Below are 13834 nucleotides of genomic sequence, written 5' to 3'. Positions count from 1 at the left end.
TGGGGGAACCGGCAAAATGAATAAACATATTTTGGGAAGCGCAGTTGTACTTTTATCTGCCAGTTGTTTTGCCACTGCGGCAATTATTATCAAGTTTGCTTATGATATGGACCTATCGGTTTGGCAGGTATTGTGGTTTCAATCTTTTATGGCATCTATGATTTTGGCCGTTATCATGTATGTCCGTCCGCGTAGGGCAAGTTTATCCTGGAATAGATTTCTGCCCTTGATGTTACAAGGCGTGGTAGGGGCATTTGTTACTTCTTTGGCGTTTTTTATGTCACTGCAGTTTATCAATGCTTCTTTAGCCAGTGTTTTACTTTATACATATCCGGTCTTTGTGACGTTGGGCAGCATGCTGTTTTTAAAAAAACCGGTGAGTCTCAGGCAGCTTTTGGCGATCTTATGTACTGTCGCGGGGACGCTGCTGGTACTAAATATTTTTTCAGTGAATTTAACGGGATGGTCTACGGTAGGTGTATTACTGGGTTTACTTTCAGGGATAACCTATGCATTTTATAACGTCATGGGTGAAGTTACGTTGTCACATCATGACCCGTTTACCGTCACTGCCATAACTCAGTTTGCCTCTACCGGGGCGTTGGTGGTTATCAGACCCGGTGTTACGACAATGTTATTTACCGGTGATGTTGAAGCATGGTTTGTAGGAGCATTGCTGGCAATAGTTACTTCCATAGTTCCTTTTTTCCTGCTGCTTCATGGCATTAAAATGCTGGGGGCGGCTAGGAGTGCTATTATTAGTACCTTTGAGCTTCCCATGACCATGTTATTATCATTTATTTTATTGGAAGAGCAAATCAATGAAGTGCAATTGATTGGAGCAGTATTGGTTTTGTTTGGTATAATAGTATTACAAAGTCCATCCGGGATGAAGTCTATGTTGATTCGGAAAAACAAGCAGGTGGGGCGATATTAGCTTAGAATTTGCGGCTCTGCTTGGAGAAAATTAACCGGAGGTGTCTACGATGGAATTCTATGACCAACTGAGTGTTTATTACGATTATATTTTTCCTGCAGCGGACCAGACAGTCAAGTTTTTAGCGGATAACTTTGGCGAACCACCTCAACGTCTTTTGGACGTAGCCTGCGGCAGTGGTAACTATACGTTAGCTATGGCCAGGCAGGGCAATAATGTAACCGGAGTTGACCTTAGTGAGAGAATGGTCGATTTGGCGAGGGAAAAGGCAGTGGAGATAGAGGATGTCGCCTTTCTGCCGGGGGACATGCGGCACCTTTCTGATATAGGTGGGCATTATCAAGGCGTCTTTTGTTTGGGTAATTCTTTTGTGCACTTACTTAATGACCAGGACATGAAACAGGCCTTAAAGTCGATTCGCGAAAGGCTTGGTAAAGCCGGGGTACTTATCATGCAAACAGTGAACTATGATCGCATTCTTAAATTTCACGTAACTCAACTGCCGCCGGTTAAAAATGATAAAGTGCAGTTGGTCTTTAAACGGTATTACGACTTTAGAGAGGACGGTCTCTTGGATTTTCGTACGGTTTTGGAAATTCCGGAGGGTAATTTTAACAATACGGTGGTGCTGCGTCCGCTCTTGGTAGGCAAAATGCGTAATTTGTTATCTGCTTGCGGTTTCCATTTAGAGGCAGTTTGCGGTGGGTTCGACGGCAGACCTCACGATGCGGAAAGTCCGGCAACAGTAGTGGTGGCTAAGAGGTCATGAACAATAGGTTCACGGGGGAAATATTAAAGGGGTTAGAGAGAATGTATCCCCAAGCGGTAACGGCACTAAAGTTCCAAACTCCGTTTCAGCTGCTGGTTGCCGTAATCCTTTCTGCTCAATGTACGGATGAAAGGGTAAATAAAGTTACAGAAACATTGTTTCGACAGTTTCCTACTGCTGCTGATTTTGCAAATTTGAACCCACAACAGCTGGAACCGTGGGTCAAAAGCTGTGGTTTGTTTCGGAATAAAAGCAAAAACATTGTGGCTGCTGCTAAAAAATTGGTGGCGGAATACGACGGCCGGGTACCGGGTACCATGGCAGAACTGCTATTATTGCCGGGGGTAGGCCGCAAAACTGCCAATGTGATGCTCAGCAACGTTTTCAATGAGCCTGCCATTGCTGTGGATACCCATGTTTTTCGGGTTGCCAATCGGCTGGGGCTTGTGGCCAACTCAACAGTACTTGGAACTGAAAAAGAACTGTGTCGTGTAATTCCCCGGGATGATTGGGGGAGAGCGCATCATTGGCTGATTTATCACGGGCGCAACACCTGTAAGGCCCGAAAGCCTCTCTAGTGACTGTTGTGTCAATATGTGGTGTCAATTATATTTAGGATAGGGTTAAGCTTTGGGAACTGCAGTTCTACCGGGACTGGCTGCTCTCATTTTTTTTATTTTTTAGAAAGTGGGAGCACTTGTGGTAAACAACGGGAGGGTATCAAGAGGGCATGCCCCCGTATGTTAATTATTGGAGTTTGAGTAAACTGTTAGAATTGGTAGAATTATAATAAAGGATTAATCAGATAGTGGAGGTCAGACATGATGCGGGTGAAGGACCATCCCATACTTGGGCCATTAAAGGATGAAGCAGAGATTACTATTAGCTTTGAAGGTAAGCACCTTAAAGCGCGACCGGGAGAACCTATCGCGGCTGTCCTTTACGCTGCGGGTATTAAGGTATTTAGATATACTAAGCGATTTAATGAACCCCGCAGTCTGTTTTGCGGCATTGGGCGCTGTACCGATTGCATGATGATTGTCAATGGTGTGACCAATGTGCGTACTTGTATTACTATTGTAGAGGATGGCATGGTGGTGGAGCGGCAAAAAGGACTGGGATATTGGAGTGATACCAATGAAGCAGATTGAGATGGCGGTGATTGGTGCTGGACCGGCCGGCCTTGGCGCCGCGGTAGAGGCGGCGGGTCACGGTGTGCGGGTTGTGGTATTTGATGAGAACAATAAGCCCGGCGGGCAGTTATTTAAACAAATACACAAGTTTTTTGGTTCAAAGGAGCACTTGGCAGGAATCCGGGGTTTTCGCATTGGGGCAGAATTGCTGGCCCAGGCCGCTGAGCTGGATATAGATGTCAAACTGGGAGCTGTAGTCTATGGCCTATTTTCTGACCGGCAGATTGGCATCGTTCATCAGGGGGTAAAGAGGTTGTACCAGGCAGAGGCTATTCTATTGGCAACCGGGGCTGCAGAAAACACATTGAGCTTTCCGGGTTCCACTTTACCGGGGGTAATGAGTGCCGGGGCGGCTCAGACTATGGCCAATGTGCACCGGGTACTACCTGGCAAAAAGGTTCTGATGGTTGGAACAGGTAACGTTGGGTTAATTGTAGCCTACCAGCTGCTGCAGGCAGGGGCGCGGGTAGTGGCATTGGTGGATGCAGCACCCCGGTTGGGCGGGTACGCTGTCCATGCTGCCAAATTGAGGCGGGCAGGTGTACCGCTTAGATTGAGGCATACTATTGTGGAGGTACGAGGTAAGGAAACGGTTGAAAGGGCCGTGGTGGCCGAGGTAGATGAAAATTTCAATCCCATTAAGGGGTCTGACGAAATTTTATCTGTGGATACGGTTTGCCTGGCTGTGGGATTATCACCCTTAACCGAACTGGCTTGGATGGGCGGCTGCCGGTTTAAATATCTGCCGGGGTTAGGCGGGCATATACCGGTGCACAATCAGAACATGCTTACCACTTCTCCCGGTATTTACATTGCCGGGGATATTGCCGGAGTGGAAGAAGCATCTACTGCTCTTGAGGAAGGCCGCTTAGCCGGAACGGCTATTGCCGAAAGACTAGGTTATCTTTCCTTTGAGCAGGCTAAAGTCAAAAAGGAAGCAATCAGAAGCCGTTTAGACCAGCTTCGAACCGGGCCTTTCGGTGCTAAAAGAAAGTCGTTAAAAGAGACTCTGGTAAAGGAGTGGATATAAAGGATGGTTACGGGTAAGGACACCGGCTACAGTGGTACCGGCAGGCCTTCGGCCCGGCGGATGGAAAGCGGGCCGGTTGCGGTGATTGAATGTATCGAGGAAATTCCTTGCAATCCCTGCGAGGGCGCATGTCCCGTTGGCGCAATCCAAGTGGGTCAGCCGCTGACCAATTTACCCAAATTAAGTGAGCATAAATGCACCGGGTGCGGTATTTGTATTGCAGCGTGCCCGGGCCTAGCTATTTTTAATATAGACCTTAGTAGGGGCGATGAGACTGCCATAGTGGCTATGCCGTATGAATACCTGCCGCTGCCTAAAGAGGGTGCGGCAGTTACTGTCACTGACCGCGATGGGCAGCCTGTGGGCAGGGGATTGGTGCATTCCGTAAAACGTATGGAAAAGTATGATAATACTGCTATAGTCTCGGTTGAAGTGAAAAAGGAATTAGCAGATATTGTGCGCAGTATTAAGGAGGGAGAAGATGGCACCGAAGAAACTAATCTGCCGTTGCGAAGAGATTACTGAGGAAGAGGTTCTTACAGCCATTGCCGACGGTGCAGAAACTGTGGACGGAGTTAAAAGGCGGACTAGGGCCGGGATGGGCTTGTGCCAGGGGCGTACCTGCGGCAGATTGATTTTGACAATAATTGCTAAGGAGACGGGCCAGAGCCCTGCCAACTTAATTCCCCACACTTCTCGTCCGCCGGTGCGTACATTACCCTTATCTATTGTCAAGGAGGAGGGTGACCTTGATTAATGCAGCAGAAGCAGTGATCATCGGCGGCGGCATTATTGGCAACAGTATTGCCTATTTTTTAACCCAAAGCGGGGTGAAACCGGTAGTAATTGAAAGAAATGACTTAGCTACCGGTGCATCCGGTGCTTGCGATAAAGCGATAATTCTCTCATCAAAAAACCCGGGGCTCCATTTGCAGTTGGCTTTGGCCAGCGCCGCACTTTATCAGGAACTGGATAGTGAATTAGGTCCGGAAATTGAATATGCCAAGGATGGCGGCATGATTGTAATTGAGAATTCTGAACAGTGGGAGGCCATGGAAAACTTTGCCGCACGGCAGCGGCAAATAGGATTAAATGTAAAGATGCTGGATAAAAAGGAGACAAGAGAAGTGCAGCCGGCTTTGGCAGAGCATATCCTCGGATGCACCTATCATCCTGATGATGCCGAAGTCAATCCAATAAACATCACCTTGCAGTTGGCGAAAAAGGCTAGGCAAAATGGAGCGCAGTATCTGCTTCATACTGAGGCGACTGCTATTAAGACTGACGGTGGCAGGGTAAAGTCAGTAGTTACTTCCCGAGGTTCGATAGCAGCGCCACTAGTTATCAATGCAGCAGGGGCATGGGCGCCTGGATTGTTTACCCGGTTGGGGGTGAGTCTCCCGATCCGGCCCCGGAAAGGCCAACTGCTTATCACCGAGGCTAAGCCGCGTTTGATTAGGGGTGATATTCTCAGTGCCGGATATATCGCAGCTAAGTATAATCCGACTTTGGCGGAAAACGGAGATGATGTTTATACTCAGCTTGGTGTAGGGTTGTCTTTGGGCCAAATGCGCAGTGGAAACTTTATCATCGGGGCGACCCGGGAATTTGTGGGCTACGATACGAGAAGTACTCCCCAGGGAATTGCAGCTGTCGCCAGAAATGCGGTGCGCTTTGTACCTGCGTTGGCCGGTGTTAATCTTATTCGCACATTTGCTGGGCTAAGGCCCTATACCCCTGACGGTCTACCGATATTGGACTGGGTGCACGGTATCGAAGGACTATTTGTCGCTGCGGGTCATGAAGGTGATGGTATTGCGCTGGCTCCCATTACAGGTAAGTTAGTTTCCCAGGTAGTTACCGGCGAGAAACCCCAGGTCGATGTTACAGCACTGGGGATAGGCCGCTTTTCCGATATAGGAAATAAAGTTAAAGATGGATAAGCAGGGGCACTAATATGGGCACTAATGCCGACAATACCAAGCCGTTTACGAAAGCAATGACGGCGGTATTGCGGTCGGTAGATTTAGCAATTAAAGGCAAGGTTGTATCCATCGTTGTAGCACCACCTGGAGCGATGCTGGTGAGAAAGCCAAACCGATTCGCTATCAGTGGGATTAGCAGCAGCGCGATCACTTCCCGAGAAACATTAGTAAGAAAGGCCAGCGCGCCGGTTTCTACGCTATGAAGCTTTGCCAACAGTACCCCGGATAAGCTGTACCAGCCAAAGCCTGCTCCAATAGCTGCGGCTTCATTTAAAGGGATACCAATAATAACCCCGCTAACTGCTGTTCCGAGAATACTACCTAGCGCCACCAGTATGGGAATATATAATATGTGCCAGCCTAGCTTTTTTAAATCTTTTAAAATAGTATCTTTATTTTGTCCTAAGTCGATGCCGATGCCCACCAATAGGATGGTCAGGGCAACGGTGGTTAAGTTATCCAGTAGGCCTACGCTGGACGGGGGTAAGAAAACACCGGATACGATACCACCAATAACCGCTGCTAATACCAATAGTGTCATAGTTGTCTCTCCTTTTCTTGGGGGAGTTTTTTTTCAATCAGCAGTTTAACTCCCCAGTGGAGTACCAATACGCTGGTGAGGACACTGGCGAGTGCTAGCACGAAGGCCTTTATCCCCAGGGTATTTAATTTGACAAGAAGGTCCTTATCCGCACCTATTTGTGCACCCATAGCCCATAAAAGCAGTAAAAGTCCGCCGCTGGTTATAGTGGAGGTGCGGCGATACAATCCATGTGGAAGTAGGCTGCCGGCGCCAATAAAAATACCGACAAAAAGTGATCCAAATATAATCGCAAACCAAAAAAACACTGTTAGATAATCCCCTCTCCAAAAGCGAACCTACTGTAGACAATAAGTGGAAAAATGACACCTTTTAATATACCATCTGCCAGCTAACTTTACAACAAATAGGAGCTTATGATAGAATATTTGGTAACAATTACAGTTGAGTTTAGTTTGATGAGAAGAGGGCAGGTTTAGCAGAGACGACTCGGAGAAAACGGGGTGAGCACCGGTCTATTTAGGCTGGTGTTTTTTAATGTCGTAGGAAATTATGCTTTTAAGTAAAATCGGAAAATTTGAAAGCATGATTTCTGACATCAACAAAATCTTTCTTGAATTTCGTCAAAGATTTTGTTATTTATCCAAAATTAGGAGGTACTGCAGTTGATACTGATGATTGACAACTACGATTCTTTTGTGTTCAATCTGGTGCAATATCTTGGAGAGCTGCGACAGGAAGTAAAGGTGGTGCGCAACGACAGAATTAATCTGAGCCAAATTGAGGTCATGGCACCGGAAAGAATTATTTTATCACCTGGGCCTTGTTCGCCAGATGAAGCGGGTATTTCGTTAGAACTGGTACGATATTTTGCCGGCAAGCTGCCCATCTTGGGCGTATGCCTGGGTCATCAAGCTATTGTGCAGGCATTTGGGGGAAAAGTAGTTCGTGCTGATAGACAGATGCATGGTAAGACGTCTGAAATAATTCATCAGGGGCACCCCCTTTTGTCAGGGTTACCAAATCCCTTTATTGCTGCCAGATATCATTCATTAATTGTTGAGCGGTGCAGCGTCCCGGATTGCCTGGAAATAATTGCGGAGACGGAAAGAAAGGAAATAATGGCTTTGGCTCATCGGGATTTCCCGGTGGTTGGAGTTCAATTTCACCCGGAAGCAATTCTCACCCAAGGGGGGCACAAACTATTACAGAATTTCTTGGAGATGCCCTGTGGGGTAAGGGGTGATCAGGTTGGCTAGGCTGCCGTTGGTTAAAAGAATGGCTTACCAAGACCCATTGGAATTAATGGCAAAATTATGCGGGAAAGATAAGTTTCTGCTGCATTCCGGGTTGGTTACAGAGGAAATAGGTCGCTATTCTTTCTTAGGGTGCGATCCATTTCTTGTGCTGCAAGCAAAGGATGAAAAGGTCACTATAACCGAAGGAAATAGTGAGAAGCTGATTGAGGGTAATCCTATCCGGGAACTGCGAAAGATATTACAGCGTTTTTACCGTCCCCTTACGGCAGCGGTACCATTTACCGGTGGTGCTGTGGGTTATTTTGCATATGATTTGGGCTGGTTATTTGAAGAACTTCCTCATGCCACCGATGATGATTTAAAGCTGCCGGATTTTTATCTGCCCTTTTATGACCGCGTTATAGTAGTAGATCATTTTAAAAAGGAGACTCTAGTTTTTAGTCATGGTTTTCCGCTGACTGATGGGGAAGGTGAGTCAAGAGCGGAGATGCGTATAGACGAGCTTTTAAAGATGTTAAGAAGTGAGCATCCATCACTCGAGCAAATTACCAATGAAATAGCAGCCGGAGATTTGAGCAGTAATTTTACGCGTGACCAGTATTTGAATATGGTGCGCCAAGGGAAGGAATATATCGCTGCCGGAGATATTTTTCAGGTTAACCTGTCACAACGGCTGCAGGTGCCGCTTTATATCTCCCCTTGGCAGCTTTATCTTCGTCTTGCGAAGCTTAATCCTGCTCCTTTTGCAGCATTCCTTGATTTTCAACCGGCGGCTGTGGTCAGTGCGTCACCGGAACGGTTTATGCGTCTGCAGGGGGATCGGGTAGAGACTCGCCCCATTAAAGGGACCCGGCCTCGCGGCTGCAATCCTATCGAAGATGAAAGGTTGCGAGAGGAACTTATTAATAGTGCCAAGGACCGTGCAGAGCTGGTGATGATAGTAGATTTGGCAAGAAACGATTTGGGGAGGGTATGCCGGGTAGGAACGGTGAAAGTTCCCCGGGTGTTTCGCCTGGAGGAATACGCCACGGTATTTCACCTGGTATCGACTGTAGAGGGAACCCTGTCCCCGGCGCTAGATATCTGCGATTTGATTACAGCGTCCTTTCCGGGCGGTTCCATCACCGGAGCACCGAAAATCCGTGCTATGGAGATTATTGAGGAATTAGAACCCACCAAACGTGGAATTTATACCGGTTCCATCGGTTATATAGATTTTTCGGGTGACGCAGACTCGAATATAGTTATCCGTACCTTTGTTATTAAGAATGGCACAGCTTATTTCCAGGTTGGTGGGGGAATAGTAGCCGACTCAAGCCCGGAAGCCGAGTATCAGGAAACATTGGATAAGGCCAAGGCGTTGTTGGACTCTTTAGGTAAAATTGGGGGTTAGGATGATGGATTACGGCTATCATAACGGCAATATTTTGCCTAGAGAAGAACTCATAATAGATGTCGCTGACTTAGGCTTTCAATATGGCTTGGGGCTATTTGAAACCGTTAAAATCAATCATGGTAAACCAATATGGCTTGAAGAACATATATCTAGACTGCAGGCCGGCCTAGAAGTGCTGCATATATCTCCAGCGGGCCTTGACGGTGAATTGTCTAGTGCTGTGCCAGAAGTGATTAGGGCTACTCGACTGGAAATGGGAAGTGTAAAAATAATGACCAGCGGTTACGGTCCCGGCAGACCGGATAATGTGTTTGTTACCGTCAAAAAGGGCATTCCTTATTCTCATGAACAACGACGGAAAGGATTTTCCGTCGCTATTGTTTCCCTTCTGCGGCGTAACCCCCTTTCGCCTTTTGTTGGGCTTAAAAGTTTAAACTTTGGTGAAAATATCCTTGCCAGGAGTGAGGTCGCGGCAAAAGGAGCAGATGAGGGTTTGCTGCTTAATACCGATGGGTTTACAGCAGAGGGCACTGTCAGCAATATTTTCTGGTATGACGGAAAGGTATTGAAGACTCCCTCGATATCTGCCGGCATACTACCTGGAATTGCCCGGGCTAAGATTATGGAAACTGCTGCGAAGTTGACAATACCAGTCCAACAGGTGTTAGCTGAACCCGGGGAATTATCCTCGGCGCAGGAAATATTTCTTACTAATTCGTTAATGGGAATTATGCCGGTAACCGTATTTGAAGGCAAACCTTTGGCGAGGGAAAAGAATAGAATCATCGATGTATTAAATGGTGAATTAGACCATATATGGTAGAAACCATAAAAAATACAAACAATATCTAGAAATTTTGCAGGAATTGCCGTCCTTTTGTCGAAATAATTGATAAAGTTATCCGTTGGCGGGAGGCGGGGACTTTGCATCAATTAGGACGAATTTTAAAAAAGCAAAGAGAGATTATGGGTATCACAGTCTGGGAAGCGCAGGAGGGCACCAAAATTGCCACGCATTATTTGCATTGCATGGAAAAGGGTGACTTTAGGCAAATTCCTGGAGGACAGTTTTATCTGAAAAGCTTCTTAAAGAACTATGCGGACTATATTGGTCTGGATGGCCCTGCAGTGGTTAAGTATTATCAGGAACTGAGCGGGGCAGAAACCGTACGGACAAAAAGGGAACGCAGTCTGTTATCTTCGGAAAGAAGCGGTGTTTTTAAGGCCATATTTCGAACACTAGTTTCATTCATGTGATTTAGTTGCTTATTTTAAGACAGGCACCGGACCTTATAAGGTCCGGTGCTTGTCTTAGTTATTTTGTGAAGTCTCTTTTTCGCGGTTTTTCGTGTAATTTAACAGGCCGCCGGCCAATACTATTTCTATAGACCTACTGTCCAAGTCGTGGGCCAGTCTTATTTCTTTTCCTGTTTCAGTTACTGCTGCGGTTATCGGGACACCGGGTTTGAGTTGGTGGATATCTTCTATTAATACGGTATCGTTGGGATTAATGTCATCATAATCATTTTCGTCGGTAAAGGTTAAGGGAAGAATACCAAAGTTAACCAAGTTTGCCTTATGAATACGGGCAAATGATTTGGCTATTACAGCTTTAATACCCAGATACATGGGAGCTAATGCTGCGTGCTCTCGACTGGAACCTTGACCATAATTAGTACCGCCGATGATTATACCACCGCCAAGCTCTTTAGTTCGCTTGGAAAAGTCAGGATCTATCCCACTAAAGACATACTCCGATATCGCAGGGATATTTGAACGCAGCGGCAGTACTTTAGCGCCTGCGGGCATAATATCGTCAGTGGTAATGTTATCACCGGTTTTCAGGACCACTTTTCCGCTGGTCTGGTTGGATAGGGGTTCCTTGACCGGTACAGGTTTGATATTGGGTCCCCGCCGAACACTTACTTTATTAGGGTCAGCCTGGGGCGGTAGAACCATAGTATCGTCTGCGGGATAACTATGAGGTTGTTCGACTTCTATTGCTTCACCGAGAGTACGTGGGTCAGTTAAATGCCCTGTCAATGCGGTAGCTGCCGCGGTCTCGGGACTGACAAGATATATAGTTGCATCAGCTGTGCCGCTTCGACCCTTAAAGTTGCGATTAAAGGTACGTACCGAAACTGAACCCGATGGTGGGGACTGTCCCATGCCTATGCAAGGACCGCAGGCAGATTCAAGAATGCGGGCACCGGCATTTATCAGGTGGTTAAGAGCGCCATTATCGGCCAGCATATGGAACACCTGTCGTGACCCGGGCGAAATTACCAAGCTTACATCAGGGTGTATGGTCTTTCCTTTAAGTATTAAAGCTACACGCATTAAGTCTACAAAGGATGAGTTGGTGCAGCTGCCGATGGCGACCTGTCGTACATTAATGTTACTTAACTCAGCCACTGTGGTTACAGCATCGGGGCTATGGGGTTGGGCCGCCAAGGGCTCGAGGGTACCCAAATCAATGGTAACACTTGATGCATAAGCCGCATCTTCGTCGGCCAATATCTCCTGCCAGCATTCTTCGCGGCCTTGTGCTTTTAGAAATTCCTTGGTAACTTCATCACTTGGAAATATTGAGGTAGTTGCCCCTAATTCCGCGCCCATGTTGGTGATAGTGGCGCGTTCTGGTACTGAAAGAGTTTTGACACCGTCACCGGCGTATTCGATAATTTTACCAACGCCGCCCTTGACGGATAAACGTCTTAATACTTCAAGGATAATATCTTTAGCGGTTACCCACGGTGAAAGCCCGCCGGTAAGTTCCACTTTTATGATTTCCGGCATAGTTAGATAAAAAGGCCCGCCGGCCATAGCTACGGCGACATCCAGTCCCCCGGCACCTATGGCAAGCATCCCGAGCCCGCCGCCGGTAGGTGTATGGCTGTCTGAACCCAGCAGCGTGTGACCCGGTTTGCCAAACCGCTCCAGATGGACTTGATGGCAGATGCCATTACCCGGGCGGGAGAAATACACCCCGTGTTTGGCTGCCACCGTTTGTAGATATAAATGATCGTCAGCATTCTCGAAGCCTGATTGTAAAGTATTATGGTCAATATAGCTAACCGATAGGTCGGTTTTTACTTGTGGAATTCCCATTGCTTCAAATTGTAAGTAAGCCATAGTACCTGTTGCATCTTGTGTTAATGTTTGATCGATCTTAATGGCAATCTGTTCTCCGGCAACAGGATTACCTGTTACTAGGTGCCGGGAAATTATCTTTTCTGCTGCACTCTTTCCCATTCAGCTCCCTCGTTTCTTCTCAGTTTGTTTATAAATGTATCAGAAACAGCGAGGGGAGTCAAATTGAGATGCGCAAAGTAATATGCAGCTATGGCAGTAGCCTTTACGTTCCATATCCCTATGTGTTCTGGCAGCAAAGAGGTATTTTTAGCAAAGTTTGCCAGAATTTGATGGGAGGCAATCCCTAAAAGCGATAACCTTAAAGTAAAGAAACCGGCTTTTGTTTGATTGTTGTCGGAGACATATATAACCAATTTATGATAAAACTATGTTATACTAGAAAAATATTAATGGGGGATAAGCTATATGGTAATAGGGGTGGCAGTATTTGAATTGCGTATTGCCGGCGCTTTCGGTCTTAAGGACAAGAGAAGGGTGCTGTCAAGCCTGCTGAATCGTCTGCGTTCAAGGTTTAACGTTTCGGCATCCGAGATTGAGCACCAAGACGTTAAACAACATGCTACCATCGCCGTTTGTGTGGTGGCCAACAGTACCGCACATATTCATTCGGTCCTTTCTAATGTAACAAATTTTGTAGATAGCCATCAGGGACTGGAATGTATAAAAGTTAGTACGGAAATTCTTTAGCTAACAAAGGAGTTTTTGCAATGAATATTGTTTTAGTTGAACCGGAAATACCTCAGAATACCGGTAACATCTCCCGTACGTGTGCGGTTACCGATTCTGTATTGCATTTAGTGCGACCTTTGGGCTTCTCTACTGATGATAAACATTTAAGAAGGGCAGGATTGGATTATTGGCACCTTATGGACATATTTTATTACGATAGTTTTGCTGAACTGCAGGAAAAATTTCCTCAAGGCCGCTTCTTTTATGCAACTACAAAAGGCAGTAAATATCATACGGATATGCGATACCGCTGGGATGACTTTTTGGTTTTCGGTAAGGAAACAAAGGGATTGCCCCAAGAAATTATTAATGCTAATACGGAGCATTGTATTCGTATACCGATGGCGAATGATGCTCGTTCCATGAACTTGGCTAATGCCGTATCGGTATTTCTTTTTGAAGCATTGCGCCAAAACGGATTTCCGGGGATGAAATAAGGATTGGTGACGGCTGCGCCTTATTATTCCTTTGGCTTGATTGAAGTGGGAGCACAAATAGCTCTTTCACACCATTTCTTCTAATGTCATTGATTTAATGCCCATAACCTTACATTGACTTTAACGGCAGCATCCATTATAATAAATTGCGTAACTTCTGCCGGGGTGTGGCTCAGTTTGGTAGAGCGCTGCGTTCGGGACGCAGAGGCCGTAGGTTCAAATCCTATCACCCCGACCAAATAAGTTAATTAGATGTATCACAACGTTCTAGTGTTCACAACTGGATATTACAAAACAATTCCTCAGCTTATGCTGGGGAATTTTATTTTTACAATTCTTCGCTAAATGTGATATATTTCACATAATATCAGTAAAAATAGTAATAATAATAGTGGGAATAAC

General features: G+C 46.2%; 17 protein-coding genes and 1 tRNA gene. 15 read left to right on the top strand and 3 right to left on the bottom strand.

All coding sequences use genetic code 11. From position 1 onward, the window contains the following. Positions 1-16 precede the first annotated feature (16 nt). The 8 genes from MFMK1_RS16320 (at position 17) to MFMK1_RS16285 (ending at position 5872) form a co-directional block, all read left to right on the top strand. A complete protein-coding gene (locus tag MFMK1_RS16320; protein WP_366922742.1) occupies positions 17-937 on the top strand; it encodes a DMT family transporter in 921 nt (306 codons plus the stop codon). A gap of 49 nt (positions 938-986) precedes the next feature. Then, the gene (locus MFMK1_RS16315; protein ID WP_366922741.1) at positions 987-1706 is read left to right on the top strand and encodes a class I SAM-dependent methyltransferase; all 720 of its coding nucleotides are present in this window, start codon (positions 987-989) and stop codon (positions 1704-1706) included. Continuing rightward, positions 1703-2284 carry an endonuclease III gene (nth, locus tag MFMK1_RS16310; RefSeq protein WP_366922740.1) on the top strand — a complete coding sequence of 194 codons (582 nt, stop codon included), beginning with the start codon at positions 1703-1705 and terminating at the stop codon, positions 2282-2284. Before MFMK1_RS16315 ends, nth begins: the two co-directional genes overlap by 4 nt. Positions 2285-2527: 243 nt before the next feature. Further along, entirely contained in the window at positions 2528-2857 is a 330-nt protein-coding gene (locus MFMK1_RS16305) for a (2Fe-2S)-binding protein (protein ID WP_366922739.1), read from the top strand. Further along, positions 2844-3929, top strand: coding sequence for an NAD(P)/FAD-dependent oxidoreductase (locus MFMK1_RS16300; protein WP_366922738.1), 1086 nt, complete (start codon positions 2844-2846; stop codon positions 3927-3929). The genes MFMK1_RS16305 and MFMK1_RS16300 overlap by 14 nt, the downstream gene beginning before the upstream one ends. 3 nt (positions 3930-3932) lie before the next feature. Further along, positions 3933-4454, top strand: coding sequence for a 4Fe-4S binding protein (locus tag MFMK1_RS16295; protein WP_366922737.1), 522 nt, complete (start codon positions 3933-3935; stop codon positions 4452-4454). Next, complete coding sequence (locus MFMK1_RS16290) at positions 4411-4686, top strand: (2Fe-2S)-binding protein (RefSeq protein ID WP_366922736.1); 276 nt, start codon at positions 4411-4413, stop codon at positions 4684-4686. The genes MFMK1_RS16295 and MFMK1_RS16290 overlap by 44 nt, the downstream gene beginning before the upstream one ends. Continuing rightward, positions 4679-5872 carry an NAD(P)/FAD-dependent oxidoreductase gene (locus MFMK1_RS16285; RefSeq protein WP_366922735.1) on the top strand — a complete coding sequence of 398 codons (1194 nt, stop codon included), beginning with the start codon at positions 4679-4681 and terminating at the stop codon, positions 5870-5872. The genes MFMK1_RS16290 and MFMK1_RS16285 overlap by 8 nt, the downstream gene beginning before the upstream one ends. On the opposite strand, the gene MFMK1_RS16280 is transcribed toward MFMK1_RS16285, so the two are convergent. Together MFMK1_RS16280 and MFMK1_RS16275 are read right to left on the bottom strand one after the other, a co-directional pair. Next, positions 5859-6455, bottom strand: a complete 597-nt coding sequence (locus tag MFMK1_RS16280) for a LysO family transporter (RefSeq protein WP_366922734.1) — start codon at positions 6453-6455, stop codon at positions 5859-5861. The two genes, MFMK1_RS16285 and MFMK1_RS16280, sit on opposite strands and share 14 nt — an antisense overlap. Further along, positions 6452-6763 (bottom strand): LysO family transporter, encoded by a 312-nt coding sequence (locus tag MFMK1_RS16275; protein ID WP_366922733.1) that lies wholly within the window; start codon positions 6761-6763, stop codon positions 6452-6454. Before MFMK1_RS16275 ends, MFMK1_RS16280 begins: the two co-directional genes overlap by 4 nt. 357 nt (positions 6764-7120) lie before the next feature. Between MFMK1_RS16275 and MFMK1_RS16270 the strand changes: the two genes are divergently transcribed. From MFMK1_RS16270 to MFMK1_RS16255, 4 genes are all read left to right on the top strand, one after another. Continuing rightward, a complete protein-coding gene (locus MFMK1_RS16270) occupies positions 7121-7714 on the top strand; it encodes an anthranilate synthase component II (RefSeq protein ID WP_366922732.1) in 594 nt (197 codons plus the stop codon). After that, the gene (gene pabB / locus MFMK1_RS16265) at positions 7707-9107 is read left to right on the top strand and encodes an aminodeoxychorismate synthase component I (protein WP_366922731.1); all 1401 of its coding nucleotides are present in this window, start codon (positions 7707-7709) and stop codon (positions 9105-9107) included. The genes MFMK1_RS16270 and pabB overlap by 8 nt, the downstream gene beginning before the upstream one ends. Before the next feature lie 4 nt (positions 9108-9111). Further along, entirely contained in the window at positions 9112-9933 is an 822-nt protein-coding gene (locus tag MFMK1_RS16260) for an aminotransferase class IV (protein WP_366922730.1), read from the top strand. A gap of 101 nt (positions 9934-10034) precedes the next feature. Beyond that, on the top strand, positions 10035-10367 hold the full coding sequence (locus MFMK1_RS16255; RefSeq protein WP_366922729.1) for a helix-turn-helix domain-containing protein: 333 nt from the start codon (positions 10035-10037) through the stop codon (positions 10365-10367). 54 nt (positions 10368-10421) lie between these two features. Here the strand turns inward: MFMK1_RS16255 and MFMK1_RS16250 are convergent, their stop codons facing one another. Beyond that, positions 10422-12365 (bottom strand): aconitate hydratase, encoded by a 1944-nt coding sequence (locus tag MFMK1_RS16250; protein WP_366922728.1) that lies wholly within the window; start codon positions 12363-12365, stop codon positions 10422-10424. A 306-nt stretch (positions 12366-12671) separates the two neighbouring features. On the opposite strand from MFMK1_RS16250, the gene MFMK1_RS16245 reads away from it, so the two are divergent. From MFMK1_RS16245 to MFMK1_RS16235, 3 genes are all read left to right on the top strand, one after another. After that, entirely contained in the window at positions 12672-12953 is a 282-nt protein-coding gene (locus MFMK1_RS16245; protein WP_366922727.1) for a DUF503 domain-containing protein, read from the top strand. 20 nt (positions 12954-12973) lie between these two features. After that, entirely contained in the window at positions 12974-13432 is a 459-nt protein-coding gene (gene trmL / locus MFMK1_RS16240; RefSeq protein WP_366922726.1) for a tRNA (uridine(34)/cytosine(34)/5-carboxymethylaminomethyluridine(34)-2'-O)-methyltransferase TrmL, read from the top strand. A gap of 161 nt (positions 13433-13593) precedes the next feature. Further along, positions 13594-13670 (top strand) — tRNA-Pro (locus tag MFMK1_RS16235). The last annotated feature ends 164 nt before the right edge of the window (positions 13671-13834 follow it).

The organism is Metallumcola ferriviriculae (assembly GCF_035573695.1).
GTDB classification, from domain to species: Bacteria; Bacillota; JADQBR01; order JADQBR01; family JADQBR01; genus Metallumcola; species Metallumcola ferriviriculae.
This window is presented reverse-complemented; position numbering and strand designations above follow the sequence as displayed.

What these genes read in the sequence shown, in the direction of transcription:
- MFMK1_RS16320 (WP_366922742.1), top strand. Translation starts at nt 17, where the DNA reads ATGAATAAACATATTTTGGGAAGCGCAGTTGTACTTTTATCTGCCAGT.
- MFMK1_RS16315 (WP_366922741.1), top strand. Translation starts at nt 987, where the DNA reads ATGGAATTCTATGACCAACTGAGTGTTTATTACGATTATATTTTTCCT.
- nth (WP_366922740.1), top strand. Translation starts at nt 1,703, where the DNA reads ATGAACAATAGGTTCACGGGGGAAATATTAAAGGGGTTAGAGAGAATG.
- MFMK1_RS16305 (WP_366922739.1), top strand. Translation starts at nt 2,528, where the DNA reads ATGATGCGGGTGAAGGACCATCCCATACTTGGGCCATTAAAGGATGAA.
- MFMK1_RS16300 (WP_366922738.1), top strand. Translation starts at nt 2,844, where the DNA reads ATGAAGCAGATTGAGATGGCGGTGATTGGTGCTGGACCGGCCGGCCTT.
- MFMK1_RS16295 (WP_366922737.1), top strand. Translation starts at nt 3,933, where the DNA reads ATGGTTACGGGTAAGGACACCGGCTACAGTGGTACCGGCAGGCCTTCG.
- MFMK1_RS16290 (WP_366922736.1), top strand. Translation starts at nt 4,411, where the DNA reads ATGGCACCGAAGAAACTAATCTGCCGTTGCGAAGAGATTACTGAGGAA.
- MFMK1_RS16280 (WP_366922734.1), bottom strand. Translation starts at nt 6,455, where the DNA reads ATGACACTATTGGTATTAGCAGCGGTTATTGGTGGTATCGTATCCGGT.
- MFMK1_RS16260 (WP_366922730.1), top strand. Translation starts at nt 9,112, where the DNA reads ATGGATTACGGCTATCATAACGGCAATATTTTGCCTAGAGAAGAACTC.
- MFMK1_RS16250 (WP_366922728.1), bottom strand. Translation starts at nt 12,365, where the DNA reads ATGGGAAAGAGTGCAGCAGAAAAGATAATTTCCCGGCACCTAGTAACA.
- MFMK1_RS16245 (WP_366922727.1), top strand. Translation starts at nt 12,672, where the DNA reads ATGGTAATAGGGGTGGCAGTATTTGAATTGCGTATTGCCGGCGCTTTC.
- trmL (WP_366922726.1), top strand. Translation starts at nt 12,974, where the DNA reads ATGAATATTGTTTTAGTTGAACCGGAAATACCTCAGAATACCGGTAAC.